This window comes from Mycolicibacterium chlorophenolicum, assembly GCF_001044235.1.
GTDB lineage: Bacteria > Actinomycetota > Actinomycetes > Mycobacteriales > Mycobacteriaceae > Mycobacterium > Mycobacterium chlorophenolicum.
This window is the reverse complement of sequence record NZ_JYNL01000069.1, coordinates 644039-668226: the sequence shown is the minus strand read 5'-3', so window position 1 is coordinate 668226 and position 24188 is coordinate 644039. Positions and strand designations below refer to the sequence as shown.

General features: G+C 70.0%; 27 protein-coding genes. 13 read left to right on the top strand and 14 right to left on the bottom strand.

Going from position 1 to position 24188, the window contains the following annotated elements:
- Window positions 1-3 precede the first annotated feature (3 nt).
- Together moaA and MCHLDSM_RS33140 are read right to left on the bottom strand one after the other, a co-directional pair.
- Window positions 4-1077 (bottom strand): GTP 3',8-cyclase MoaA, encoded by a 1074-nt coding sequence (gene moaA / locus MCHLDSM_RS33145; protein WP_048473913.1) that lies wholly within the window; start codon window positions 1075-1077, stop codon window positions 4-6.
- A complete protein-coding gene (locus MCHLDSM_RS33140; RefSeq protein WP_048473912.1) occupies window positions 1074-1490 on the bottom strand; it encodes a YccF domain-containing protein in 417 nt (138 codons plus the stop codon). The genes moaA and MCHLDSM_RS33140 overlap by 4 nt, the downstream gene beginning before the upstream one ends.
- Window positions 1491-1669: 179 nt before the next feature.
- Between MCHLDSM_RS33140 and MCHLDSM_RS33135 the strand changes: the two genes are divergently transcribed.
- Window positions 1670-2080, top strand: coding sequence for a cold-shock protein (locus tag MCHLDSM_RS33135; RefSeq protein WP_048419732.1), 411 nt, complete (start codon window positions 1670-1672; stop codon window positions 2078-2080).
- Between the two features lie 29 nt (window positions 2081-2109).
- Window positions 2110-3126 (top strand): glutathione S-transferase family protein, encoded by a 1017-nt coding sequence (locus tag MCHLDSM_RS33130; RefSeq protein WP_048473911.1) that lies wholly within the window; start codon window positions 2110-2112, stop codon window positions 3124-3126.
- A gap of 79 nt (window positions 3127-3205) precedes the next feature.
- Here the strand turns inward: MCHLDSM_RS33130 and MCHLDSM_RS33125 are convergent, their stop codons facing one another.
- Together MCHLDSM_RS33125 and MCHLDSM_RS33120 are read right to left on the bottom strand one after the other, a co-directional pair.
- The gene (locus tag MCHLDSM_RS33125) at window positions 3206-3688 is read right to left on the bottom strand and encodes a DUF2771 domain-containing protein (RefSeq protein WP_048473910.1); all 483 of its coding nucleotides are present in this window, start codon (window positions 3686-3688) and stop codon (window positions 3206-3208) included.
- A complete protein-coding gene (locus MCHLDSM_RS33120; RefSeq protein ID WP_407661918.1) occupies window positions 3685-5361 on the bottom strand; it encodes an MFS transporter in 1677 nt (558 codons plus the stop codon). The genes MCHLDSM_RS33125 and MCHLDSM_RS33120 overlap by 4 nt, the downstream gene beginning before the upstream one ends.
- A 280-nt stretch (window positions 5362-5641) precedes the next feature.
- Here MCHLDSM_RS33120 and MCHLDSM_RS33115 point away from each other — a divergent pair, with 280 nt between their 5' ends.
- Entirely contained in the window at window positions 5642-6385 is a 744-nt protein-coding gene (locus MCHLDSM_RS33115) for a DUF3027 domain-containing protein (protein WP_048474190.1), read from the top strand.
- Here MCHLDSM_RS33115 and MCHLDSM_RS33110 read toward each other — a convergent pair.
- Together MCHLDSM_RS33110 and MCHLDSM_RS33105 are read right to left on the bottom strand one after the other, a co-directional pair.
- Window positions 6382-6834, bottom strand: a complete 453-nt coding sequence (locus MCHLDSM_RS33110; protein WP_048473909.1) for an SRPBCC family protein — start codon at window positions 6832-6834, stop codon at window positions 6382-6384. The two genes, MCHLDSM_RS33115 and MCHLDSM_RS33110, sit on opposite strands and share 4 nt — an antisense overlap.
- 29 nt (window positions 6835-6863) lie before the next feature.
- A complete protein-coding gene (locus MCHLDSM_RS33105) occupies window positions 6864-7109 on the bottom strand; it encodes a DUF2530 domain-containing protein (RefSeq protein WP_048473908.1) in 246 nt (81 codons plus the stop codon).
- A gap of 50 nt (window positions 7110-7159) precedes the next feature.
- Here MCHLDSM_RS33105 and MCHLDSM_RS33100 point away from each other — a divergent pair, with 50 nt between their 5' ends.
- On the top strand, window positions 7160-7987 hold the full coding sequence (locus tag MCHLDSM_RS33100; RefSeq protein WP_063840669.1) for a TrmH family RNA methyltransferase: 828 nt from the start codon (window positions 7160-7162) through the stop codon (window positions 7985-7987).
- The gene (locus MCHLDSM_RS33095; RefSeq protein WP_048473906.1) at window positions 7984-8268 is read left to right on the top strand and encodes a DUF2537 domain-containing protein; all 285 of its coding nucleotides are present in this window, start codon (window positions 7984-7986) and stop codon (window positions 8266-8268) included. Before MCHLDSM_RS33100 ends, MCHLDSM_RS33095 begins: the two co-directional genes overlap by 4 nt.
- Here the strand turns inward: MCHLDSM_RS33095 and sepH are convergent.
- A complete protein-coding gene (gene sepH / locus MCHLDSM_RS33090) occupies window positions 8236-9036 on the bottom strand; it encodes a septation protein SepH (protein ID WP_048474189.1) in 801 nt (266 codons plus the stop codon). The genes MCHLDSM_RS33095 and sepH overlap by 33 nt on opposite strands.
- 87 nt (window positions 9037-9123) lie before the next feature.
- Window positions 9124-10239 (bottom strand): phosphoserine transaminase, encoded by a 1116-nt coding sequence (serC, locus tag MCHLDSM_RS33085; RefSeq protein WP_048473905.1) that lies wholly within the window; start codon window positions 10237-10239, stop codon window positions 9124-9126.
- A gap of 205 nt (window positions 10240-10444) precedes the next feature.
- On the opposite strand from serC, the gene MCHLDSM_RS33080 reads away from it, so the two are divergent.
- Both MCHLDSM_RS33080 and MCHLDSM_RS33075 read left to right on the top strand, forming a co-directional pair.
- The gene (locus tag MCHLDSM_RS33080) at window positions 10445-11473 is read left to right on the top strand and encodes an AurF N-oxygenase family protein (protein ID WP_048473904.1); all 1029 of its coding nucleotides are present in this window, start codon (window positions 10445-10447) and stop codon (window positions 11471-11473) included.
- Between the two features lie 4 nt (window positions 11474-11477).
- Window positions 11478-13151: an FAD-dependent oxidoreductase gene (locus MCHLDSM_RS33075; RefSeq protein WP_048473903.1), complete on the top strand. Its 1674-nt coding sequence runs from the start codon at window positions 11478-11480 to the stop codon at window positions 13149-13151.
- A 5-nt stretch (window positions 13152-13156) separates the two neighbouring features.
- Here MCHLDSM_RS33075 and MCHLDSM_RS33070 read toward each other — a convergent pair whose 3' ends face one another.
- From MCHLDSM_RS33070 to MCHLDSM_RS33055, 4 genes are all read right to left on the bottom strand, one after another.
- On the bottom strand, window positions 13157-13933 hold the full coding sequence (locus MCHLDSM_RS33070) for a bestrophin-like domain (RefSeq protein WP_048473902.1): 777 nt from the start codon (window positions 13931-13933) through the stop codon (window positions 13157-13159).
- A 55-nt stretch (window positions 13934-13988) separates the two neighbouring features.
- Window positions 13989-14441, bottom strand: a complete 453-nt coding sequence (locus tag MCHLDSM_RS33065) for a VOC family protein (RefSeq protein WP_048473901.1) — start codon at window positions 14439-14441, stop codon at window positions 13989-13991.
- Between the two features lie 75 nt (window positions 14442-14516).
- Window positions 14517-15131 (bottom strand): maleylpyruvate isomerase family mycothiol-dependent enzyme, encoded by a 615-nt coding sequence (locus tag MCHLDSM_RS33060; protein WP_048473900.1) that lies wholly within the window; start codon window positions 15129-15131, stop codon window positions 14517-14519.
- A complete protein-coding gene (locus tag MCHLDSM_RS33055; protein WP_048473899.1) occupies window positions 15128-16246 on the bottom strand; it encodes a citrate synthase 2 in 1119 nt (372 codons plus the stop codon). Before MCHLDSM_RS33055 ends, MCHLDSM_RS33060 begins: the two co-directional genes overlap by 4 nt.
- Window positions 16247-16339: 93 nt before the next feature.
- On the opposite strand from MCHLDSM_RS33055, the gene pdxH reads away from it, so the two are divergent.
- The 6 genes from pdxH (at window position 16340) to MCHLDSM_RS33025 (ending at window position 22367) form a co-directional block, all read left to right on the top strand.
- Window positions 16340-16969: a pyridoxamine 5'-phosphate oxidase gene (gene pdxH / locus MCHLDSM_RS33050; RefSeq protein ID WP_048473898.1), complete on the top strand. Its 630-nt coding sequence runs from the start codon at window positions 16340-16342 to the stop codon at window positions 16967-16969.
- Window positions 16969-18240 (top strand): MFS transporter, encoded by a 1272-nt coding sequence (locus MCHLDSM_RS33045; RefSeq protein WP_048473897.1) that lies wholly within the window; start codon window positions 16969-16971, stop codon window positions 18238-18240. The genes pdxH and MCHLDSM_RS33045 overlap by 1 nt, the downstream gene beginning before the upstream one ends.
- A 76-nt stretch (window positions 18241-18316) precedes the next feature.
- The gene (locus MCHLDSM_RS33040) at window positions 18317-18967 is read left to right on the top strand and encodes a TetR family transcriptional regulator (protein ID WP_048473896.1); all 651 of its coding nucleotides are present in this window, start codon (window positions 18317-18319) and stop codon (window positions 18965-18967) included.
- A gap of 102 nt (window positions 18968-19069) precedes the next feature.
- Complete coding sequence (locus MCHLDSM_RS33035; protein WP_082162274.1) at window positions 19070-20374, top strand: citrate synthase; 1305 nt, start codon at window positions 19070-19072, stop codon at window positions 20372-20374.
- A gap of 126 nt (window positions 20375-20500) precedes the next feature.
- Window positions 20501-21955, top strand: a complete 1455-nt coding sequence (locus MCHLDSM_RS33030; protein WP_109789000.1) for an MFS transporter — start codon at window positions 20501-20503, stop codon at window positions 21953-21955.
- Complete coding sequence (locus MCHLDSM_RS33025) at window positions 21945-22367, top strand: MarR family winged helix-turn-helix transcriptional regulator (protein WP_048473895.1); 423 nt, start codon at window positions 21945-21947, stop codon at window positions 22365-22367. The genes MCHLDSM_RS33030 and MCHLDSM_RS33025 overlap by 11 nt, the downstream gene beginning before the upstream one ends.
- On the opposite strand, the gene MCHLDSM_RS33020 is transcribed toward MCHLDSM_RS33025, so the two are convergent.
- Both MCHLDSM_RS33020 and MCHLDSM_RS33015 read right to left on the bottom strand, forming a co-directional pair.
- A complete protein-coding gene (locus MCHLDSM_RS33020) occupies window positions 22364-23932 on the bottom strand; it encodes a phytoene desaturase family protein (RefSeq protein WP_082169200.1) in 1569 nt (522 codons plus the stop codon). The genes MCHLDSM_RS33025 and MCHLDSM_RS33020 overlap by 4 nt on opposite strands.
- Window positions 23929-24177 (bottom strand): DUF2630 family protein, encoded by a 249-nt coding sequence (locus MCHLDSM_RS33015; RefSeq protein WP_048473894.1) that lies wholly within the window; start codon window positions 24175-24177, stop codon window positions 23929-23931. The genes MCHLDSM_RS33020 and MCHLDSM_RS33015 overlap by 4 nt, the downstream gene beginning before the upstream one ends.
- Window positions 24178-24188 lie beyond the last annotated feature (11 nt).

Here is a 24188-nt window from a genome sequence, read left to right as displayed (position 1 = left end):
CCCTCAGCCGCCGATCGCGCTCATCGGACGGTCCGGCTGCACGAAACCGGGATCGTTGATGCCGTGCCCGGCGGCCTTGGCCCACATCGCGGCCCGCCAGGCCGCCTCGAGCGCATCGTCATCGGCGCCGCTGCGCAGCAGAGCCCGCAGGTCTGTCTCGTCGCGGGCGAACAGGCAGTTGCGGACCTGGCCGTCGGCGGTGAGCCGGGACCGGTCACAGCTGGCGCAGAACGCGTGCGAGACCGACGCGATGATCCCGACATCGCCGAGTACGGCCGCGTCGGCGCCGGTGTCCGACCGCACCTGCCACAACTCGGCGGGAGCGGAGCCGCGCGGCCCCGGATGCGGGGTCAGCGTGAACTCCCGCCGCAGCGCGGCCAGGATGTCGTCCGCACTCAGGGTCCGCTCGCGCTGCCAGGAATGGCCTGCGTCCAGCGGCATCTGCTCGATGATGCGCAGCTGGTAGCCGTGTGCCAGACAGAACCGCAGCAGGGCGACCGCGTCGTCGAGCCCGGTGACCGGGTCCAGGACCGCGTTGACCTTCACCGGCGACAGCCCGGCGGCCCGGGCCGCGCGCAGGCCGGCCAGCACCGCGTCCAGGCGATCGCGGCGCGTGATCGCCGCGAACCGCTGCGGATCGACGGTGTCGAGCGAGACGTTGATGCGGTTCAGGCCGGCGCTCTTCAGCGCGCCCGCGCGCCCGGCGAGCCCGATCCCGTTGGTCGTCAGCGTGATCTCCGGACGCGGCCGCAGCGCCGCCGTCGCCGCGACGACGTCCTCGAGGTGGGGGACCACCAGCGGTTCGCCGCCGGTGAACCGCACACTGGTGATGCCGAGCCGGGTCACCGCGATGTCCAGCAGCCGGATCAGCTCGTCGACCCGCAGCTTCTGCTCGGCCGGCATCCAGTCGAGGCCCTCGGCGGGCATGCAGTAGGTGCAGCGCAGGTTGCACAGGTCGGTCAGCGACACCCGCAGATCGGTCGCGACGCGGCCGAAGGTGTCGACCAGGGGTCCGTCGGCGGGTGCGCCCGACACCGGCCCGCGCACCGACGGCACCCCGAGGGCGACAACGCTCACCGGGTCACGCCGAACACAGGTTGGGCGGCGTCGCGCCCGCCGGTGACGGGCACGATCTCCTTGCCGAGCGGCATCAGCGACACCGGAATCAGCTTCAGGTTGGCGAGCGCCAGGGGGATGCCCACGATCGTGATCGCCATCGCGACGGCGGTGATGATGTGCCCGATCGCCAGCCACACCCCGGCGACGATCAGCCAGATGATGTTGCCGACCAGGGCGCCCGGGCGCACCCCGGGCTTGTCGACGATCGTGCGGCCGAACGGCCACAGCGCGTAGAGCGCGATACGCAGCGCCGCGAAACCGAAGGGGATGGTGATGATGAGCACGAAGCAGATCAGCGCCGCGAGTACGTACCCCAGCGCCAGCCACAGGCCACCGAAGATCAACCAGATGACGTTCAGGATCAGGCGCATCTCTTCCTCCAGCGGTGATTGCAGCCTACCGACATAAGGGGGTGCTGGCTGCGGCGACGTCCGAGTAGGATCTCCCACGACGCGTCCCGACGCAGGCGGGGCGCTTCCTCTATGTGAAGAGTCTGTACCCACGATGGGCGGCAGACATATCGGCTCAGACAGACAAGCAGGTGAGACCAGTGCCGACCGGCCGGGTGAAGTGGTACGACGCGGAGAAGGGCTTCGGGTTCCTCTCGCAGGAAGACGGTGAGGACGTGTACGTGCGTTCCTCGGCGTTGCCCGCCGGTGTCGAGGGTCTCAAGGCGGGCCAGCGCGTCGAGTTCGGTGTCGCCGCCGGACGCCGCGGCCCGCAGGCCCTGAGCCTCAAGCTGATCGACCCGCCGCCGAGCCTGACCCGGACCCGCCGCGAGGCCACGGCCGCCGAGCACAAGCACACCCCCGACGAATTGCACGGCATGGTCGAGGACATGATCACGCTGCTCGAGGGCGCGGTGCAGCCCGAGTTGCGCAAGGGGCGCTACCCGGATCGCAAGGTGGCGCGCCGCGTGTCGGAGGTCGTCAAGGCCGTCGCGCGCGAACTCGACGCCTGACGGTCGGCCCGGCGGGGTATGACTGTGTCATGAGCTACGTCGCCGACCCGTCGTCCTCCGACGGCGATTTCCAGCGTGACACCGACTACATCACGACCCGCATCACCGCCGACGGCCGCGACGCTTACCCCGTCGAACCGGGTCGCTACCGCCTCGTCGTCGCACGCGCGTGTCCGTGGGCGAACCGCACGATCATCGTGCGCCGGCTCCTGGGGTTGGAAGACGTTCTCTCCATTGGGTTCTGCGGACCCACCCATGACGAGCGCAGCTGGACGTTCGACCTGGACCCCGGCGGCGTCGACCCGGTGCTCGGCATCCACTACCTGCGCGACGCCTACAACAAGCGCATCGCCGACTACCCGAAGGGCATCACCGTGCCCGCGATCGTCGACGTGCCGACCGGTGAGGTGGTGACCAACGACTTCGCGCAGATCACCCTCGACTTCTCCACCGAGTGGACCGCCCATCACCGCGACGGCGCGCCGCAGCTCTATCCCGAGCCGCTGCGGACGGAGATCGACGAAGTGGCCCAGCGCATCTACACCGAGGTCAACAACGGCGTGTACCGGTGCGGCTTCGCCGGTTCGCAGCGCGCCTACGAGAAGGCCTACGACCGGCTGTTCACCGCGCTCGACTGGCTCTCCGACCGGCTCGCCGATCAGCGATATCTGGTGGGGGACACCATCACCGAAGCCGACGTGCGGTTGTTCACCACGCTGGCGCGCTTCGACCCCGTCTATCACGGGCACTTCAAGACCAACCGCAGCAAGCTCTCCGAGATGCCCGTGCTGTGGGCCTATGCGCGCGACCTGTTCCAGACGCCGGGCTTCGGGGACACCACCGACTTCGTCCAGATCAAGCAGCACTACTACATCGTGCACAGCGACATCAACCCCACCGGTGTCGTGCCCAAGGGGCCGGACCTGTCGAACTGGTTCACTCCGCACGGCCGAGAAGCATTGGGCGGCAGGCCTTTCGGGGACGGCACCCCGCCGGGTCCGACCCGCGAGGGCGAACAGGTGCCCGCCGGCCACGGCGCCGACTGACCAGCTCGCGAACGTGCCTCCACGGTAGCTGGCACGCGTCGCCCGCTACCGTGAGTGCACGTTCGGCGGTGCCGGCTGATCAGCGCCAGACCGTGCGTACCGACCATTCGGCGTGCGGCACCGGAAACTCGTTGCCCTCCTGGTCACGCACCAGGGTGGGCAGCTGCACCGCGAATCCGGTGAGCCGCCCGCGCTGCGGGTCGACGGTGGGAATGGTCACCGCGAGACGGGAATCGGGGCGGAACTCCTCGACGACATCGCCGTCCTCGTAGGCGCGCAGCAGCACCCACGGCGCCTTCGCGATCGCGGGGGGCAGTGACAGTTGCACGGGGTGGCGGCCCGTCACCGGCACCTCACCCTGGTCCCCGGGCACCACGCAGTCAGTGGGGTTGAGCACCTGGCAGAACCGGTACGGGCCCACACGGGCGAGGTGTCCGGAGGAGTAGGCGGAGATCTCGGGCAGGTCCGGTGCGCGGTCGCGGGTGAGCCGCCACACCAGCACACCGGTGCCGATCGACGCGATCAGGGCGACTGCCGCGAGCGCAGCGACAATGCGTTTCACTCGCGGGTCACCGCCGGTTCGGCGCGGACACCCTCGGCGGCGGCGAGCACCGGGCGGTTGCCGCCCAGCCCCGGCACCAGCGACTCGCCGCGGTAGCTGAACACCGTCTGGGCCAGACCGAGGATGAGCAGCGCGGTGATGGTGGTGAAGCCGGCATACAACTCGGTGTAGATCAGCACACCCGTCGCACCGCCCACCACCCACGCGAGTTGCAGCAGCGATTCCGACCGCCCGAACGCCGACGCCCGCGACTCCTCGGGCAGATCGTCCTGCAGAGAGGCGTCCAGCGACGCCTTGGCGATCGCGCTCGCACCCGAGGTGACCAGGGTGGTCGCCGCAGCCACCAGCAGGTTGCCCGTGAGCGCGGTGGCCAGCGACATCGCCGTCACCGCGACGGCGCAGCGCACCACCAACTGGGCGGGATGGCCCAGCTTCAGCCGCGCCGCGGTGAAGTTCCCGGCGAAGTTGCCGATGGCCGCCGCCGCACCGATGAGCCCGAGGATGCGCAACTGCTCCCAGCCGCTCGCGTCGTGCGCCTTGGCGACGAACGCCGGATACAGGAACAGGAAACCGACCATCACCTTGACGGTGCAGTTGCCCCACAGCGCGGTGATGATGTTGCGGCCCAAGGGTTGTCGCGCCTTCGCGCTGGGCGCGGGCCCGCGACGCAGTCCGGCCGTCTGACCGTGGTAGCTCAGGGTCGCCGGCACCTCGCCCTCGGTGACCTCGACCCACTTCGGGATGCGCATCGCCAGTACGGCGCCCGCGATCGAGACCGCCACCACCACGTAGAGCGCGCCGGGCATCCGGAACAGCTGGAAACCCCACTCCGCCGCGGCCGCGACGCCGCCACCGATCATGGTGCCGCCGAGCAGGCCGAACATCGTCAACCGCGAGTTCACCCGGACGAGGTCGATCGTCGGGGGCAATACCCGCGGCGTCACCGCGCTGCGCAGCACCGAGAACGATTTCGACAGCACCATCATCCCCAGTGCGCAGGGATAGAGCACCCAGGACGGGAAGCTGCCGGTCGCGCTGTCGAAGTTGGCGATGAGGATGACCGCGAGCGCGGTGCGCATGGCGAACGACGCGGCCAGCGCCACCCGTCTGCCGTGCTGCAGGCGATCCAGTGCGGGCCCGATCAGCGGGGCGATCACCGCGAACGGGGCGATGGTGATCAGGAGGTAGAGAGCGACGCGGCTCTTGCTCTCCCCGGTCGCGGCGGCGAAGAACAACGTGTTGGCCAGGGCGACCGCCATCGCGGCGTCGACGGCGAAGTTCGCGACCACCGGCCACGTCAGCGCGGTCAGACCGGACTTGTCGGCGCCGTCGGCGGTGGCCGCCCGGTGCACCAGCCCGTACATCTTCGACCCCATCTCACGGCTGCGCTGCGCGGCTGCGCGTGTGACGGTCACCTTCTCGCCTTCGGTCGCCCCCGACCTGTCCGCGTCGAAGCGGTCATAGTCGCGGCGACGGGCGTGATCGTCGAGGGGGGGAAGCCACCGGTTGGCGCTCCCGTTGGCCGTCGACGACCGGCGCCGGCCGGGCGCGGCCACCGGATCACTCGGGTAGTTGGCCATCCCGGGATGCTCCCCGGCGGGTGGGCGCGGAGGGTAGTAGCGTCCGCCGGGCGGACCCTCGGGGTCCGGGTGGTCGCGCCGCGCTCCTGTCACGAGTCGATTCTCCCCCATGGCGGCGACACCGGGCGTGCAGGCAACCGGTGTGGCTAGCTCCGGTCCCTGTCGGGCAAGATGAACACCGATGGACAGCGTGACCGAACCCCCTCCGCACGAGGCCGAACCCGAGGCCGGGCTCGTGCCCGAGCCGACGGCGCCTGACGCCGAGGCGGCGGCGCCCGAGGCCGAGCCGACGTCCGAGCCCGAGGCGACGGATTCCGAGGCTGCGCCGACCGAGCCCGAGGTGGCCGAGCCCGAGGTGATCGAGCCCGAGCCGATGTCCGCCGAGGTGGAGGCGATCCTGCGCGGCGCGGTCGACGTCGCCCGCGCGGCGATCGCGGAGTTCAGCGGCGAGGAGACCGTCGGCGAGTACCTGGGCGCCGGATTCGAAGGCCCCGCATCGGCCACCCACCGGTTCCTCGCGCAGATGCCCGGCTACCGCGGATGGCAGTGGGCGGTCGTGGTGGCGGCATCGCCGGGCGCGACACACGCCACGATCAGCGAGGTGGTGCTGGTTCCCGGACCGACCGCGCTGCTGGCGCCCAAGTGGGTGCCCTGGGAGGAACGCGTCCGGGCCGGCGATCTGAGTCCCGGCGACCTGCTGGCGCCCCCGGCCGACGATCCGCGGCTGGTGCCCGGCTTCATGGCCACCGGCGATCCGCAGATCGACGAGGTGGCGGTCGAGGTCGGGTTGGGCCGGCGCCGGGTGCTGAGCCTGTGGGGCCGCAACGACGCCGCGCAACGCTGGCACGACGGTGACCACGGGCCGGGTTCGGCGATGGCGCGCGCGACGCGCCGGATGTGCCGCGACTGCGGCTTCTACCTGCCGCTCGGCGGAGCGCTGGGCGTGATGTTCGGTGTGTGCGCCAACGAATACGCCGCCGACGGACACGTCGTCGACGCCGAATACGGGTGCGGCGCGCACTCCGACACCCCGGCACCGCAGGGGGCCGGTTCGCCGCTCTACGACCCGTTCGACGACGGCGTGCTGGACCTGGTGGAACGCACCGACCAGGCTTAGTTCTCGGCGGCGGCCTTGATCCGGGCCAGCGATGCGTTCATGCCGTCGACGAGCTCCTGCTCGAAGCTCGGCACGCCGCCCATGAACTTGCCCACCAGGAACGTCGACATCGCCTTCGTGCCGTTCTCGGCGTTGCGGGTCTCGATCAGCCGGGTGCCGGCCTCGGTGGGCTCGAGTTCATAACTCCACACGGTGTTGTTCTCGTTGACCCGGAAGGCGAGCTTCTGCTCGGGCACCAGTTCGGTGATGCGGCAGGTCGTCGGCCAGAACAGCCGCCCGCGGCGGTTCATGTTGATGGTGCGCGCCCCCGGGCGCAGCCCGCCGAGAGCCTTCATGAACCGGCACTGCGGACTCCACTGCGGCATCCGGTCCAGGTCCGAGACCAGTTTCCACACCGTGGAAACCGGTGCGTTGATGTCGATCTGCGCTTGCAAAATCGGCGCCGCCATGACGTCGTCCCCTTCTCGTGGGTGTCGGGTCAGTCCAAGCCACTCTGTGCGCCGCGGGAGCCGCGACGCACGGCGTGACGTTGCCATAGAAAGATCGACGTGCCAAGGACGCCGACGCCCAGTCCCGCGATCGTCACCGGCCGCCACGACTCCAGCGCGCCGACGGTGAAGGCCAGCAGCGTGGCGATCAGCCAACCGCAGGTGATCACCACGATCACCGGCCACGGCGCGAGCAGCGCACGCGGCAGCGGGGGCGGTTCGGGCGGTGCGGTCATCGGACCCAACGTAGCCGATCGCCCACCAGGCGTCGGTAGTGTCGAGCGCCGTGGAAACCGGACCGGTCGACGTCGTCGACATCGACGATCCCGCCGATGCGCGCCTCGACGATTTCCGCGATCTCAACAGCGTCGACCGCAGGCCCGACCTGCCCACCGGCAAGGGACTGGTCATCGCCGAGGGGGTGCTGGTGGTGCAGCGCATGCTGGCCTCCCGGTTCCGACCGCGGGCGCTGCTGGGCACCGACCGGCGGCTCGGCGAACTGCGCGCGGATCTGGAGGGCCTCGGCGCGCCGTACTACCGCGTCAGCGCTGAGGTGATGGCCGACGTGGTCGGCTTCCACCTCAACCGCGGCGTGCTCGCGTCGGCGTCGCGGGCCGCCGAGCTGACGGTGCCGCAGGTGATCGAGAACGCCGCGACGATCGCGGTGCTCGAGGGCGTCAACGATCACGAGAACCTCGGCTCCATCTTCCGCAACGCCGCCGGGCTGGGGGTCGGGGCGGTGGTCTTCGGCAGCGGCTGCGCCGACCCGCTCTACCGGCGGGCCGTGCGGGTCTCGATGGGGCATGCGCTGCTGGTGCCCTTCGCCCGGGCCACGCAGTGGCCGCAGGAGTTGAACCTGCTGCGGAACAACGGCTTTCAGCTGGTCGCGATGACGCCCGACCCCGGCGCGCACACACTCGCCCAAGCGATCGGTGAGTCGGCAGGGCGCCGGGTCGCGATCCTGGTGGGCGCCGAGGGTCCCGGTCTGGCCGAGCACACGATGCGGGCGTGCGATGTCCGGGCCCGCATCCCGATGTCGCGCGGCACGGATTCGCTCAACGTCGCCACGGCTGCGGCTTTGGCGTTCTACGAGCGGGATAGGCTCGCGCCGTGAGTACGGGCGAGCCGACGCCGTGGGGCACCGGCCTGACGGTCGCGGCGTTCGTCGCCGCCGTGCTCGGCGCCGCCATCGTCGTGCTGAGCATCGGGTTGGCGCGGGTGCACCCGCTGCTGGCGATCGGGCTCAATCTCGTCGCCGTCGGTGGGCTGGCGCCCACGGTGTGGGGGTGGCGCCGGGTTCCGGTGTGGCGGTGGTTCGTGCTCGGTGCCGGCGTCGGCGTGGCCGGCGCGTGGGTCGGACTGTTAGCGCTGGCCGCCGCTGGAGCGCACGCCTAGCAGCACGTCCTCCCAGGCCGGCACCGTCGGCCGCTGCTTGCGCGGACGGGCCGGCTTGGCCGCAGGCACAGGCTGATCGACCTCCACCGCTTCGGCTTCGGCTTCGGGTTCGGGCGCCGGAGCGGGTTCCGGCTCTTCGAGAGCCAGCTGCGCCACCGGCGCGAGGGGCCGCAAGGGCCGCGCGTAATTCGGGTCGATCAGCTGGCAGGCCGCATCGTCGAACGCCGTCACGGTGCCGCCGTGCGCGCCCGGCGCATACCGGAAGTGCGCGACGTTGTCGGACAGTCCCGCCTTCCACGCCATCTGCACGGTCCAGCGGCCGTCCTCGTTGCGCCAGGCGTCCCAGTTCGTCGACTCCGGATCGAGTCCGCGCGCGATGAGCACGGCGGTCACCGTCTCCAGCAGCGTGAGCACCGACGGTCCGTCGGCCAGCACGGGATGCGCCGCGGTGGCCAGCTCGGCGGCGCGGGAGCGCTCCAGCAACACCGGATGGGCGAAGCGTTCGACCCGCGCGATGTCCGCGCCCGCGGCGGCGGCTACCTGCTCGACCGAGGCTCCTGCGCGGATCTTGGCTTGAATATCTTTGGGGCGCAGCATGTTCGGCACCTCGACATCGATCGTGGTCTGGTTCGAGGCGACCCGGTCGCCGCGCACCGCGGCCTTGAGTCGCTCGTCTGAGCGCAGGACGAACTTCTCCGCGGAGTCGTCGGATTCGCAGATGATCCGCTTGCCGTCGACGTCGAGTCCGACGACCTTCAGTTCCCGCATGGCGACCTCCTCCGGGCTGCGCTGAGCCCGATACGCGGTCACCCTACTGCGTTATCTGCCCGTTACCGCGGTGACACGCGGCAGTCGCTACAAGCGCTGCACGACCCAGTCGACGCAGGCCGTCAGCGCGCTGACGTCGTCGGGGTCGACGGCGGGGAACATCCCGACACGCAGCTGGTTGCGCCCGAGCTTGCGGTAGGGCTCGGTGTCGACGATGCCGTTCGCGCGCAGCGTCTTGGCGACGGCCGCGGCGTCGACCTGGTCGGTGAAGTCGACGGTGCCGACCACCGCGGACCGGAGCGCCGGATCGCTGACGAACGGGGTGGCGAAGTCCGAGGCGTCGGCCCACGAGTAGAGCCGCTCCGACGAGTCCGCGGTCCGCTTGGTGGCCCAGTCCAGCCCGCCGTTGCCCAGCAGCCAGTCGATCTGCTCGGCCAGCAGCACCAGCGTGCCGATCGCGGGCGTGTTGTAGGTCTGGTTCTTGACGCTGTTCTCGATCGCGATCGGCAGGGACAGGAAGTCGGGCACCCACCGGCCCGCCGCAGCGATGGCGTCGACCCGGGCGAGCGCGGCGGGGGACATCAGCGCGATCCACAGCCCGCCGTCGCCGGCGAAGTTCTTCTGCGGTGCGAAGTAATAGGTGTCGGCGGCGGTGATGTCGACCGGCAGGCCGCCGGCCGCGGACGTCGCGTCGATGACGACCAGCGCGCCGCCGGAGTCGGCGGGCCGCTGCACGGGAACGGCGACGCCCGTCGAGGTCTCGTTGTGCGCCCAGGCGATGACGTCGACCGACGGATCGGACACCGGCGCCGGTGCGCTGCCGGCGTCGGCTTTGATCACCACGGGATCGCCGACGAACGGGTTCTTGGCGACCGCCGAGGCGAACTTCGCGCTGAATTCGCCGTAGGTCAGGTGCAGCGAACGCTTGTCGACGAGGCCGAACGCGGCGGCGTCCCAGAACGCGGTCGACCCGCCGTTGCCGAGGATCACCTCGTACCCCTCGGGCAGGGAGAACAGTTCGCGCAAGCCGTCGCGGACCCGGCCGACGAGGTTCTTCACCGGGGCCTGTCGGTGCGAGGTGCCGAAGAGGTGGCCGGCCTCGGCGAGTGCCGTCAGTTGCTCGGGCCGGACCTTCGACGGGCCGCACCCGAAGCGGCCGTCGCGCGGCTTGAGGTTGTCAGGGATCGTCAGGTCCTGGGCCATGCCGCAAGCCTAGAACCGGGCCGCGGGATGGACCGAATCCGGTCACCGGAGCGCCGCTCGACGGTGATCTGGCTCACATGTGACGCGGGTAACGTGGTTGTCGCACACCGCGGAATTGACCCTGGTTAATTCCTGGGACCGCGGGTACTGTCACTGGACAGCGAGCATATGAATGTAAACCTCACTCGAGGCATGGAGGCTCACAATGGCTGTCAAGGAAGCGCGCACCAAGATCGTCCGGCGCTGGCGCAGGAACATGGACGTCTTCGACGACGCGGAGTACGTCAACACGCTGCAGACCCTGTCCGAGGGGTCGGTGCGGCGCAATTTCAATCCCTACACCGACATCGACTGGGATTCGCCCGAGTTCGCGGTGACCCCGAACGACGAGCGCTGGATCCTGCCGGCGACCGATCCGATCGGTAAGCACGAGTGGTACCGGTCGCAGTCGAAGGAACGGCAGATCCAGATCGGGATGTGGCGGCAGGCCAATGTCGCGAAGGTCGGTCTGCACTTCGAGTCGATCCTGATCCGCGGCCTGATGGAGTACGCGTTCTGGACGCCCAACGGATCCCCGGAGTACCGCTACTGCCTGCACGAGGCGGTCGAGGAGTGCAACCACACCCTGATGTTCCAGGAGATGGTGAACCGCATCGGCGCCGATGTGCCGGGCATGCCGAAGTTGCTGAAGTGGGTCCAGCCCGCCATCCCGTTGGTCGCCGGTCCGCTGCCGATCCCGTTCTGGTTCGGCATCCTCGCCGGCGAGGAGCCCATCGACCACACGCAGAAGAACGTGCTGCGCGAGGGCAAGGCGCTGCACCCGATCATGGAGCGCGTGATGGCGATCCACGTCGCGGAGGAGGCGAGGCACATCTCGTTCGCGCACGAGTACCTGCGTAAGCGCGTTCCGAATCTGCCGCGCCGCAAGCGTTTCTGGCTCTCGCTCTACGTTCCCGTCGTGATGCGGGTGCTGTGCTCGGCGATCATCGTTCCGCCGCGGGCGTTCTGGAAGGAATTCGACATCCCGCGCTCGGTGCGCAAGGAGATCTTCTTCAGGTCACCGGAATCCCGCCAGATGTTGCGCGACATGTTCGGCGACGTACGGATGCTGGCCCACGACACCGGTCTGATGAACCCGGTGGCCAAGCTGGTGTGGCGGATGTGCCGGATCGGCGGCCGCCCCAGCCGGTACCGCAGCGAGCCCCAGCGCGAGCACCTGGCCTCGGTCGCGTAGGCGCATGCCCCATGTGATCACCCAGTCGTGTTGCAGCGACGGGTCCTGTGTTTTCGCGTGTCCGGTCAACTGCATTCATCCCTCGCCGGATGAGCCGGGCTTCGCCACCGCCGAGATGCTCTACATCGACCCGGTCGCCTGCGTCGACTGCGGCGCGTGTGTGTCGGCCTGCCCCGTCGGGGCGATCGCCCCGGACACCCGGCTGACCGACGAGCAACTGCCGTTCCTCGAGATCAACGCCGGCTTCTACCCCGAGCGGGAGGGCAAGCTGCCGCCGACGTCGAAGCTGGCGCCGGTGCCGGACGCGCCCGTCGTGGCGGCCCGCGGCGGGGGACCGCTGCGGGTGGCGATCGTCGGCTCCGGGCCCGCGGCGATGTACGCCGCCGACGAACTGCTCACCCAGCGCGGCGTGCAGGTCAACGTCTTCGAGAAGTTGCCCACGCCCTACGGGCTCGCGCGGGCCGGTGTCGCGCCCGATCATCAGGCGACCAAGCGGGTGACGACGTTGTTCGACACGATCGCCGCCCGCCGGGACTTCCGGTTCTACCTCAACGTCGAGGTGGGATCGGACCTCACGCACGACGAGCTGCTCGAACACCACCACGCGGTGCTGTACGCGGTCGGCGCGCCCACCGACAAGCGCCTCGACATCGACGGCATGGATCTGCCGGGCACCGCGACGGCCACCGAGATCGTGGCCTGGTACAACGGCCACCCCGAGTTCGCGGACCTGTCGGTCGATCTGAGCGGCGAGCGGGTGGTCGTCGTCGGCAACGGCAACGTCGCCCTCGATGTCGCCCGCATCCTGACCACCGATCCGGATGCGTTGGCGCGCACCGACATCGCCGATCACGCTCTGGAGGCGCTGCGCGCCTCCCGTGTTCGGGAGGTGGTGATCGCCGCCCGGCGAGGGCCCGCCGCCTCGGCGTTCACCCTGCCCGAGCTGATCGGCCTGACCGCGCGCTGCGACGTCGTGCTCGACCCGGCTGACCACCAGCGGGTGCGCGAGGACCTCGCCGCCGCCACCGATGCACTGACCCGCAACAAACTGGAGATCCTCGCCAAGCTCGGTGACGCCACCGCGCCGATCACCCGGCCTCGGATCCGGCTGGCCTACCAGCTCACGCCGCGCCGGGTGCTCGGACCGACGCGGGTGACGGGCATCGAGTTCGAGGTGACCGGCTCCGATCAGGTGCAGCAGATCCCCGCGGGGTTGGTGCTGACGTCGATCGGCTACCGCGGCATGCCGATCCGCGGACTCCCGTTCGACGAGACCGCCGCCGTGGTGCCCAACGACCGCGGCCGGGTCACCGACGCGGGCACCCCGGTGCCCGGCAGCTACGTCGCCGGCTGGATCAAGCGCGGGCCGACGGGCTTCATCGGAACCAACAAGTCCTGTGCGGCGCAGACGGTGCACACGCTCGTCGACGACTACAACGCGGGGCTGCTCACCGATCCGGTGCACAAACCCTCAGCGCTGCCCCGGTTCGTGCGCGGCAGGCGACCCGCGGTGGTCGACGAGAAGGGCTGGAAGGCGATCGACCGCGCCGAGGTGGCGCGCGGTCAGGGCACCCGCCCGCGCGCCAAGTTCACCTCGGTGGACGAGATGGTGCGCGCCGCGGCCGAGGCGCCGGCCGAACCCGTGCACCGGCGGCTGCTGTCCGGCCTGGTGCGCTGAGACGACTACTCGGACCAGTCGGTCAGCACGTTGACGAACGGCGTGGGCTGCACCGACAACGCGCCCACATAGGGATGTTCGAGCGCGAAGATCAGGTACATCACGAACGCCAGCAGCGACGCGGTCAACCCCACCGCCAGCCCGTGCACCAGCAGGTCCCGGGTGCCGAACAGGTAGGTGAACACCATCAGCACGGCGCCGCCGCCGATGAGCAGCACCCACAGCTCCCCGGGCACCGAGGCGTCGCCGGTCGACACCCGCAGCTTGCGGTTGGCGCTCAGATCGTTGAGACGCACGATCGCGTGGTCGAAAAACGCGATCTCGTTGCGGGTCTCGGGCTGGACCTTCAGGTAGGCCTGCCAGACGTTGTTGAGCGCGTCGGACTGCTCGGCGATCGTCTCGCCGTGCCGCATCCGCGGGAACTCGTGGTCGATGACGTCGCGGGAGTAGGCGACGAGGTTCTGCTGCACCTCGGTGCGGTACGCGGCGGGCAGCGCGTTCGAGTCGCGCAGCAGGTCGGCGACGGCCGAGGCCTCCATACTGCTGGCGTCCTCGGCGTTGCCGAACTGCTCCCACACCACCACGACGACGAACGCGACGAGCACCGCGTACAGCACCCCGGCGACCTGAAACACCGCCGACGACACCGGATTCGCTGATTCCAGCCGGGTGTGGGACACCACCTTGCGGAACAGCACGAGCCCGCCGACGGAGATCCCGACGACGACAGCAATCCAGATCAGCCCCAGGACGACCGGGGGGAACTGCAGCAGCCAGAGCACAGCCCAGTATCACCGCGCGTGTCCGCCCCGCCCGGCAAACACACCGGCGGGCGGGCTAACTGCCGCTGCTCATCTGCGCGGCGATGTCGTTGACGTCGACGTCGCGCACCGATTCGGCGAGCGCCCAGTGGTGCCCGAACGGATCGCGCACCACGCCGTAGCGATCTCCCCAGAACTGGTCCTCGAGCGGGTTGACCACGACGGCGCCCGCGTCGAGCGCGCGCTGGAACCGGCCGTCGACGTCGGCCCCGTGCAGATGCAGCGTGACCGGCGTGCCGCCGAACGCATTCGGGGTGGACGATTTCCCGTCGTTGTATTCGGGGAAGTCGTCGTTGAGGAACACCATCGAGCCGTTGATCCGCATGCACGCGTGCATGAGCTTGCCGTCAGGACCGGGCAGGCGCACCATCTCCTCGGCGTCGAACGCCCGGGTGTAGAAGTCCAGTGCCGCGGCCGCGTCGTCGACGACGAGGTGCGGAACCAGCATCGGGGTGTTGTCGATGGCCATGGGGTCTCCTTCGCTGCGTGATGGCCGGGTGGCTGTCGATGCTGACCGGACCGCCACCGGAAACTCATCGGCGCCTCAGACCACCGAGAACCCCGCGGGCAGGCCGGCGCGTCCGGTCAGCGCCATCAGCACCGCCGGCCCGCTGCCCAGGTGCACCCCGATGCGCGCGGCCAGCGCCGCGGCCTCCGCCAGCACCTCACGGGGCGGTGTGCGGTCCGCCCCGATCGCCGCCGCGATGTCCAGGCCGTGCACTGCGATCTCGAAGGTCCGCGTCGGCAGGTAGGTGCTCAAGCGCAGACCCAGGCCGCCGATCACCTCGATGAGCGGATCGCCGGCCGTGTCGATGTCCGTCAGCACGCGCTCGACGAGCCCGTCGATCGTCGCGACGGGGTCGGGGCCGAGGTCCCGACCCGCCTGGCGGCCGCGTTCGACGATCGCGGCCGCGCCCATCCCGGCGGCGTAGTCGTTGATGCGGACGTAGTAGTCGGCGGGCTCGGTGACGTCCTCGTGCGGCGCGGGGGCCTGCAGATAGGTGCTCACCGTGATCAGCGACCGCGACGTGTGCCCGACCAGGTCACGGACCGACCACTCGCCGAGCCCCGGGCCGTTCCACCGGTCACCGGGCACATCGCGCACCAGGGATGCGAAATACCTTGCCGCCGAGGCGAAGACGGCCCGCGGGTCGGTCACTGCCGGTTCAGCTTGTCCCAGCCCTCGACCGCCTCGGGACTGCGCGGGGCGGGCCCGACGTAGATCGCCGACGGCCGCACCAGCTTGCCCAGCCGCTTCTGCTCGAGGATGTGCGCGCACCAGCCGGCCGTGCGGCCGCAGGTGAACATCGCGGGCATCATCGTCGGCGGCACCTGGGCGAAGTCGAGGATGACGGCGGCCCAGAACTCGACGTTGGTCTCGATCGCCCGGTCGGGCCGGCGCTCCCGCAGTTCGGCGAGGGCGGCCTGCTCGAGCGCCGCGGCGACCTCGAAGCGCGGCGCTTCGAGCCGTTTGGCCGTCGCTCGCAGCACCCGGGCCCGCGGATCCTCGGCCCGGTAGACCCGGTGCCCGAAGCCCATCAGCTTCTCGTTGCGGTCGAGGATGCCGCGGACCACCGCGCGCGCGTCCCCGGTCCGCTCGGCCTCCTCGATCATCGGGATCACCCGCGCCGGCGCACCGCCGTGCAGCGGACCGCTCATCGCGCCGATCGCGCCCGACAGCGCGGCGGCCACGTCGGCGCCCGTCGACGCGATCACCCGTGCGGTGAACGTCGAGGCGTTCATGCCGTGCTCGGCGGCGCTGACCCAGTACGCGTCGATGGCCTCGATGTGCCGCGGATCGGGGTCGCCCTGCCAGCGCGTCATGAAACGCGCTGTGACCGTGTCACATTCGTCGACCTTGCGCTGCGGGACGGCGGGCTGGTAGATGCCGCGGGCGGACTGGGCGACGTAGGACAGCGCCATCACCGACGCCCGGGCCAGCTGGTCGCGCGCGGTCTGGTCGTCGATGTCCAGCAGCGGCGAGTAGCCCCAGATCGGGGCGAGCATGGCCAGCCCGGCCTGGACGTCGACGCGGACGTCGCCGCTGTGGATCGGCAGCGGGAACGGCTCGGCGGGCGGCAGACCGTGCCCGAACCGGCCGTCGACCAGCAGGGCCCACACGTCCCCGAAGGTGACCCGGTCGGCGACCAGATCCTCGATGTCCACGCCGCGGTAGCGCAGCGCGCCGCCGTCCTTGTCCGGCTCGGCGATCTCGGTCTCGAACGCCACCACGCCCGCCAGTCCGGGGGCGAAATCCTTCGGCACCGCAGTCATGCGGTGATTGTCGCATCACGCCTCGTCGGCGCACCTGACAGTCGGGCTTCCGCGTAGCGTGATCGCGTGGGCACATCTGACGACCTCGCCCGGATGCGGGTGGAATACGGCTCGGTGGAGAAGGACGGCAGCTCCGATCTGGACGCGGACTGGCTCGACGTCGGATGGGTGGCGCTGCTGAACAGCTGGTTGGCCGAGGCCGGGCAGGCCGGGGTGGCCGAGCCCAACGCGATGGTGGTCGGCACCGTCGACGCCGCGGGAAGACCTGTCACCCGCACTGTGTTGTGCAAGAGCGTGACCGAATCGGGCATCACGTTCTACACCAACTACGAATCCGCCAAGGGCGAGCAGCTGGCCGCGCAGCCGTACGCGTCGGCGACGTTCCCGTGGTACGCCCTGGGCAGGCAGGTCCACCTGCGCGGCCCGGTGACCAAGGTTCCCGCCGCGGAGACCGCCGACTACTGGGCCAAACGGCCGCGCGGCTCGCAGCTGGGGGCGTGGGCGTCGGCGCAGAGCCGGCCCATCGCCTCGCGGGAGGCGCTGCGCGCCCAACTCGCCGAGGTCACCGAGCGGTTCGCCGGCAGCGAGACCGTCCCGGTACCGCCGCACTGGGGCGGCTACCTGATCGCACCCGACGAGGTCGAGTTCTGGCAGGGCCGGGAGAACCGGCTGCACAACAGGATTCGGGTTCGAGACGGGTCCGTCGAACGCCTTCAGCCGTAGTGGGCCGGCTCTTCGCCGACACCACACCCCTGCAGGCCCCCGACTTCCGCCGGCTGTGGCTGGCCGGGATCGTCACGGTCATCGGCGCGAACCTGACGATCTTCGCGGTGCCCGTGCAGCTGTACGCGCTCACCCATAGTTCGCTCTACGTCGGGTTGGCCGGACTCTTCGCGCTGGTGCCGCTGGTGGTGTTCGGGCTGTGGGGCGGCGCCTGGGCCGATGCGATGGATCGGCGTCTGCTGCTGGTCATCACCTCCTGCGGGCTGGCGCTGTCGTCGGTTCTGCTGTGGCTGCAGTCGGCGCTCGGCCTGAACAACGCGTGGGTGGTGCTCAGCCTGCTCTCGCTGCAGCAGGCCTTCTATGCGGTGAACTCGCCGACCCGCTCCGCGGCCATTCCGCGCATGCTGCCCGGGGGCCAGCTCCCCGCCGCGAACGCCCTGAACATGACGGTGATGCAGTTCGGCGCGATCGCCGGCCCGCTGCTTGCCGGCGTCATGCTGCACTGGGTCGACCTGTCCGCGCTGTATCTGATCGACGCGATCACCTGCCTCGCGGCGATCTGGGCGACGGTCCGGTTGACCCCGATGCCGCCCACGGTCACCGGTGACGACGCCCCCGGCTACGGCCTGGCCGCGGTGCTCGACGGGTTTCGCTACCTGGCGGGCAACCGGGTGGTGCTGATGTCCTTCGTCGTCGACCTGATCGCGATGATCTTCGGCATGCCGCGCGCGCTGTTCCCCCAGATGGCGCACGAGAGCTTCGGCGGCCCCGTCGAGGGCGGTACGACGATGGCGTTGCTCGCCGCCGCGATGTCGGCGGGCGCGGTGGCCGGCGGCATCTTCTCCGGATGGCTGCCCCGCGTGCAGCGGCAGGGGCTGGCGGTGGTGGTCGCCATCGTGGCGTGGGGTCTGGCGATGGTCGGCTTCGGCGTGGCCAGCGGCGCGGCGCACGGAGCGGCGGGCACCATGCTGTGGATCGCGTTGGCGTGCTTGGCCTTCGGGGGTGCGGCGGACATGGTGTCGGCGGCGTTCCGGTCGACGATCCTGCAGGAGGCGGCGTCCGACGAACTGCGCGGGCGGCTGCAGGGCGTGTTCACGGTGGTCGTCGCCGGCGGCCCCCGGCTGGCCGACGCGGCGCACGGCGCGGTGGCGGCCGCGGTCGGGACGACGGTCGCCGCGGCGGGAGGCGGCGTGCTCGTGGTCGTCGGTGTGGTGCTCGCCGTCCTCGCGGTGCCCGCATTCGTCCGTTACCGGGTTGCTCGGGTGCCCTGATCCGCGGTGCCGGCAACTGTCCGGCCGTGCCAGTTCCACCCTCGCCGCGCAGCCCGACGGACTACCATCCACCAGCGTGGATCATGGCAGGGCGGAGCCCGTCCTCGGGCTGCGGGAGCGCAAGAAACGCCGCACCCGCGCCACCCTGATGGACGCCGCGGTCGACCTGTGCGCACGCCAGGGCTACGACAGCACGACCGTCGAACAGATCGCGGCGATCGCCGACGTGTCGCCGCGCACCTTCAGCCGGTACTTCACCACCAAGGACGCCATCGTGCTGGCCTTGATCGACGAGATCCTGGAGACCGTGGCCAGGGAACTGGCGCGGCAGCCCCGCGAGATCTGCCACTTCGAAGCCATCCGTCGGGCCTATCTCGGGATGGCCGCGAACAGCAAGCGCCCGACGCCGGGGGGCCTGTCCTCGGATCGGTTGCTGCTGATCATGCGGATCCTGATCTCGTCGGGCACGCTGCAGCACGCCGCTGTCGAGTACCGCGCGCACCGCGTCGACGCCGCGCTGGCCGAGCGGATGGGCACCACCGTCGATGACCGGCGGGTGAAGATGATCTCCGCCGTGTGGAGCGCGCTGTTGATGACCGCGATGCTCGAACTCGCCGACAACCCCGCGACGACGGCTGGTTTCGACGTCGACGACGCGGTGGCGGCCTTCGAGGAGATCTACGCCGACTTCATGGTTGAGACGGCGGGGCTCGGGCAACCCGTCTGATGCCACTGTCAGCGACCCCCGCGGGCGTGCGCACGGGAATGGGACTACCTTCTGTAGTCAGACTCCACGATTCCCGATAGACCCGAGACCGAAGGGATCCCAGTGGCCGATAACGCCGAAGCCGGGAAAGAGCACGCCACCCTGTCCTACCCCGGTGGCGAGTTGGAACTCGACATCGTCAAAGCTTCTGAGGGCGCGGACGGCATCGCGCTGGGTTCGTTGCTGGCAAAGTCCGGCTACACGACGTTCGACGGCGGTTTCGTCAACACCGCGTCCACCAAGAGCGCCATCACCTACATCGACGGGGACGCCGGCATTCTGCGGTACCGCGGCTACCCGATCGAACAGCTCGCGGAGAACTCGAACTTCATCGAGGTCAGCTACCTGCTGATCTACGGCGAGCTGCCGACCGAGGAGCAGCTCGAGAAGTTCACCACCCAGATCCAGCGGCACACGTTGCTGCACGAGGACCTGAAGCGGTTCTTCGACGGCTTCCCGCGCAACGCGCACCCGATGCCGGTGCTGTCCAGCGCGGTGAACGCGCTGAGCGCCTACTACCAGGACTCCCTGGACCCGTTCGACCCGCAGCAGGTGGAGCTGTCGACCATCCGGCTGCTGGCAAAGCTGCCGACCATCGCGGCGTATGCCTACAAGAAGTCCGAGGGTCAGCCGTTCCTCTACCCGGACAACTCGCTGACGCTGGTCGAGAACTTCCTGCGGATGACGTTCGGTTTCCCGGCCGAGCCCTACGAGGTCGATCCCGAGATCGTGCGGGCGCTGGACATGCTGTTCATCCTGCACGCCGACCACGAGCAGAACTGCTCGACGTCGACGGTGCGGCTGGTGGGCAGCTCGCAGGCCAACCTGTTCACCTCGATCTCCGGCGGCATCAACGCGCTGTGGGGCCCGCTGCACGGCGGCGCCAACCAGGCTGTGCTCGAGATGCTGTCGAAGATCCGGGACGGCGACGACGACGTGGCGACCTTCGTCAAGAAGGTGAAGAACCGCGAGGACAACGTCAAGCTGATGGGCTTCGGGCACCGCGTCTACAAGAACTACGATCCGCGGGCCCGCATCGTCAAGGAGCAGGCCGACAAGATCCTCGGCAAGATCGGCGTGAAGGACGAGCTGCTCGACATCGCCAAGGAGCTCGAGGAGATCGCGCTGACCGACGACTTCTTCGTCGAGCGCAAGCTCTACCCCAACGTCGACTACTACACCGGCGTGATCTACCGGGCCATGGGCTTCCCGACGCGGATGTTCACGGTGCTGTTCGCGCTGGGCCGGCTGCCGGGGTGGATCGCCCACTGGCGCGAGATGCACGGTGAGCCGAACAAGATCGGCCGTCCGCGGCAGATCTACACCGGCTACACCGAGCGCGACTACGCCGACATCGGCTCCCGCTGACCCCGCCCGCCTTTGTCGCCCAAACCAACGTTCGGGCGGGAAAAGGCGAGTGATCTTCGCCATTGCGTCGAGTTCGACGCGCTGTGCGGCTTGCGATCATGACGGTTGTAGTTTCACAATAGTTGTGTGAATGAAACTGTCGGCACGCTGACGCCGAGACGCAAGACGATCGTGCTGGTGTCCTGCTGTCTGAGCCTGCTCATCGTGTCGATGGACGCCACGATCGTCAACGTCGCCATCCCCGCCATCCGCACCGATCTGTCGGCCTCGCCGGCGCAGATGCAGTGGGTCGTCGACATCTACACGCTGGTGCTGGCGTCGCTGCTGATGCTGGCCGGCGCGACGGGCGACCGCTTCGGCCGCCGCCGGGTGTTCCAGACCGGCCTGGCGCTGTTCGCGGTGGGATCGCTGGCGTGCAGCCTCGCCCCGACGATCGACACGCTCATCGGCGCCCGCCTGCTGCAGGGCATCGGCGGGTCGATGCTCAATCCCGTTGCGCTGTCGATCATCTCGCAGATCTTCGTCGGCCGTGAAGAGCGCGGGCGAGCCCTCGGCGTGTGGGGTGCGGTGGTCGGCATCTCGATGGCGCTGGGCCCGATCGTCGGCGGACTGCTCATCCAGACCGTGGGCTGGCGCTCGGTGTTCTGGATCAACCTGCCCATCTGCGCGGCCGCGCTGCTGCTGACCGCGATCTTCGTGCCCGAGACCAAGTCCGCGACGATGCGCAACGTTGACCCCATCGGTCAGCTGCTCGCGGTCGTCACGCTGTTCGGCGTCGTCTACGCGCTGATCGAGGGCCCGGTCCTCGGGTGGACGCACGCCCGCGTCGTCGGCGTCGCCGTCGTGGCGGCCGTCGCGCTCGCGGCGTTCCTGCGCTACGAGTCCCGCCGCCACGACCCCTTCCTCGATCTGCGCTTCTTCCGCAGCATTCCCTTCACCTCCGCGACCGTCTCCGCGGTGAGCGCGTTCGCCGCCTGGGGAGCCTTCCTGTTCATGATGTCGCTGTACCTGCAGGGCGAGCGGGGCTATTCGGCCATGCACACCGGCCTGATCTACCTGCCGATCGCGGTGGGCGCGCTGGTGTTCTCGCCGCTGTCGGGCCGGCTGGTGGGCCGCTTCGGGGCCCGTCCGTCGCTGGTGATCGCCGGCGTGCTGATCGCTGCGGCGTCGACGATGCTGACGTTCCCGACGGCCTCGACGCCGGTGTGGTCGCTGCTGGTGGTTTTCGCGGTGTTCGGCATCGGGTTCTCGATGGTCAACGCCCCCATCACGAATGCCGCGGTGGGCGGCATGCCGCTCGACCGGGCCGGGGCCGCGTCGGCGGTGACGTCGACGAGCCGTCAGGTGGGCGTCAGTATCGGTGTGGCACTCTGCGGTTCGGTCGCCGGGTCCGCGATGACGATGGCGGGCGCCGATTTCGCCGCGGCCGCCCGGCCGCTCTGGTTCGTGTGCATCGCCCTCGGGCTGATCATTCTCGCGCTGGGACTGTTCTCGACGTCGGCGCGGGCGATGCGCTCCGCCGAGCGGCTCGCACCGCTGATCGCGGGAACGCCGAACCGGGTGGACGCCCATGTCCGGTGACGACGGCCTCGCTGACACCGTGTGGCGCGCCCTGTCGTCGCTGGTGATGGATCACCGCGACGGGTGGAAGCGGGCGGTGGTCGAGCAGTCCGGGTTGCCGTTCAGCCGGATCCGAATCCTCAAGCGGCTCAGCCGCGCTCCGATGACCGTCAAGGAACTCGCCGCCGCGGCCACCATCGACGCCCCGGCAGCGACCGTCGCGGTCAACGACCTCGAGGACCGCGGGTTGGTGGTGCGCGAGGTGAACCCGCAGAACCGGCGCTGCAAAGTGGTGTCGCTGACCGACGCGGGCCGCGAGGTGGTGGGCAGAATCGACGCTGTGCGCGATCCGGCTCCCGACGTGCTCACCACGCTGGACGACGCCGACCTTCTGACGCTGCGCGCCCTGCTCGACAAGCTGGCCGGCGGCTAAGCCTCCAGAACCGCCATCGCGGCGTTGTGCCCGCCGATCCCCGACACGGCACCACCGCGACGAGAACCCGACCCGCACAGCAGGATTCGGTCATGCGCGGTGGCGACGCCCCACCGCTGCGCCGACGTTGCGAGGGGTTCGTCGTCCTCGGCGAACGGCCACGACAGTGACCCGTGGAAGATGTTGCCGTTCGTCATGCCCAGCGCGTCCTCGAGATCCGCCGTCGTCTTCGTCTCGATGCACAGCCGGCCCGCCGCGTCCTCCATGAGCACGTCCTGAACAGGTTCGGCCAGAACCGAATTCAGTGACGTCAGCACCGCGGAGGTGAGTGCGTCACGCGTCCGGTCGGGCGCACCCGACGCCGTCAGTCCATGCGGTGTGTGCAGTCCGAAGACGGTGAGCGTCTGCGCGCCCGCCTCACGCAACTCGTCGGACAGGATCGTCGGGTCGGCCAGCGAGTGGCAGTAGATCTCGCAGGGAAGAGGTTCGGGCACAGCACCTCCGGCGGCCTGCCGGTAGGCGGAGTCGAGTTGGGCGTAGCTCTCGTTGATGTGGAACGTCCCGCCGAAAGCCTGCTCCGGGGCCACGCTCTCATCCCGCAGTCGCGGCAGCCGGCGCAGCATCAGGTTCACCTTCACCTGGGCACCGGGCGCCACGTCGGGGACGGGTTCGCCCAGCAGCCGCGCCAGCACGGCCGGCGTGACATTCGCCAGAACCCGGTCGGCGACTACTCGATGCTCGGCGCCGCCGTGCCGGTAGTGCACCTCGCCGTCGGGAGTGATCGACTCCACCTCGGCGCCGGTGACGATGTCCGCCCCGAAGCCGGCCGCGGCCGCCGCCAGCGCGCCGGTCACCGCACCCATCCCGCCGATCGGCACGTCCCAGTCGCCGCTCCCGCCGCCGACGAGGTGGTAGAGGAAGCACACGTTCTGCCGCAGCGACGCGTCGTCGAGGGCCGCGAACGTGCCGATCAACGCGTCGGTGGCCATCACCCCGCGAACGAGGTCACTGCGCACCGCGGACGTGATCGCCTCGCCGATCGGACGGTCGACGATGGCCCGCCACGCCGCCTCCGCGTCGTGGCCGCCGGCGGCGATGACGTCGCGGCGCATCTCGGAGCGGGTACGCAGCGGTTCGGTCAGCGTCGGCCAGACGTGCGTCGTCATGGCACGGCAGCGCCGGTAGAACTCGTCGAACCGCGCCTCGTCGGTCGCGGCGCCGATCGCACCGAACGTCGACTCCGGCCCCACCAGCAGTCCGGTCCGGCCGCCGGTGGCCGGGTCGGGGGTGTAGGACGAATACCGCCGGCGCACCAGCCGGATCCGGGCGCCGAGATCGTCGACGATGCGCTGCGGCAGCAGGCTCACCAGGTAGGAGTACCGCGACAGCCGGGCGTCGACCCCCTCGAAGGCGTGCGTCGACACGGCCGCACCGCCGACATGATCGAGTCGTTCCAGCACCCGCACCCGACGGCCCGCTCTGGCCAGGTAGCCCGCGGCCACCAGACCGTTGTGTCCGCCGCCGACGATGACGGCGTCGACCCGGGTGTCGGTGCGAGCGCTCAGTTCAGGTAGCCCTCGACCTCGTCGGCGGGCCGCACCTGGGCGGCGCCGGGGTCGCCGCCGGTCTCGCGCAGCGCGCGGCGCTGGCGCAGCAGATCCCAGCACTGGTCGAGCTGAACCTCGACGGCGCGCAGCCGCTGATGCTCTTCGGACTCGTCGATCTCGTGATGCTGCAGCTTGTCGCGGAGTTCCTTCTCCTCCGCGACGAGCTGGTTCACCTGGGCGAGGATGTCTTCGTCGATGGCCACGCCTACAGTCT

Coding starts and splice junctions, on each gene's coding strand:
- serC (WP_048473905.1), bottom strand. CDS start 10,239: ATGGCCCAGGACCTGACGATCCCTGACAACCTCAAGCCGCGCGACGGC.
- MCHLDSM_RS33130 (WP_048473911.1), top strand. CDS start 2,110: ATGAGCTACGTCGCCGACCCGTCGTCCTCCGACGGCGATTTCCAGCGT.
- MCHLDSM_RS33110 (WP_048473909.1), bottom strand. CDS start 6,834: ATGGCGGCGCCGATTTTGCAAGCGCAGATCGACATCAACGCACCGGTT.
- MCHLDSM_RS33115 (WP_048474190.1), top strand. CDS start 5,642: ATGTCCGCCGAGGTGGAGGCGATCCTGCGCGGCGCGGTCGACGTCGCC.
- MCHLDSM_RS33065 (WP_048473901.1), bottom strand. CDS start 14,441: ATGGCCATCGACAACACCCCGATGCTGGTTCCGCACCTCGTCGTCGAC.
- MCHLDSM_RS33055 (WP_048473899.1), bottom strand. CDS start 16,246: ATGACTGCGGTGCCGAAGGATTTCGCCCCCGGACTGGCGGGCGTGGTG.
- MCHLDSM_RS33025 (WP_048473895.1), top strand. CDS start 21,945: ATGTCCGGTGACGACGGCCTCGCTGACACCGTGTGGCGCGCCCTGTCG.
- pdxH (WP_048473898.1), top strand. CDS start 16,340: ATGCGGGTGGAATACGGCTCGGTGGAGAAGGACGGCAGCTCCGATCTG.
- MCHLDSM_RS33140 (WP_048473912.1), bottom strand. CDS start 1,490: ATGCGCCTGATCCTGAACGTCATCTGGTTGATCTTCGGTGGCCTGTGG.
- MCHLDSM_RS33075 (WP_048473903.1), top strand. CDS start 11,478: ATGCCCCATGTGATCACCCAGTCGTGTTGCAGCGACGGGTCCTGTGTT.
- sepH (WP_048474189.1), bottom strand. CDS start 9,036: ATGCGGGAACTGAAGGTCGTCGGACTCGACGTCGACGGCAAGCGGATC.
- MCHLDSM_RS33080 (WP_048473904.1), top strand. CDS start 10,445: ATGGCTGTCAAGGAAGCGCGCACCAAGATCGTCCGGCGCTGGCGCAGG.
- MCHLDSM_RS33105 (WP_048473908.1), bottom strand. CDS start 7,109: ATGACCGCACCGCCCGAACCGCCCCCGCTGCCGCGTGCGCTGCTCGCG.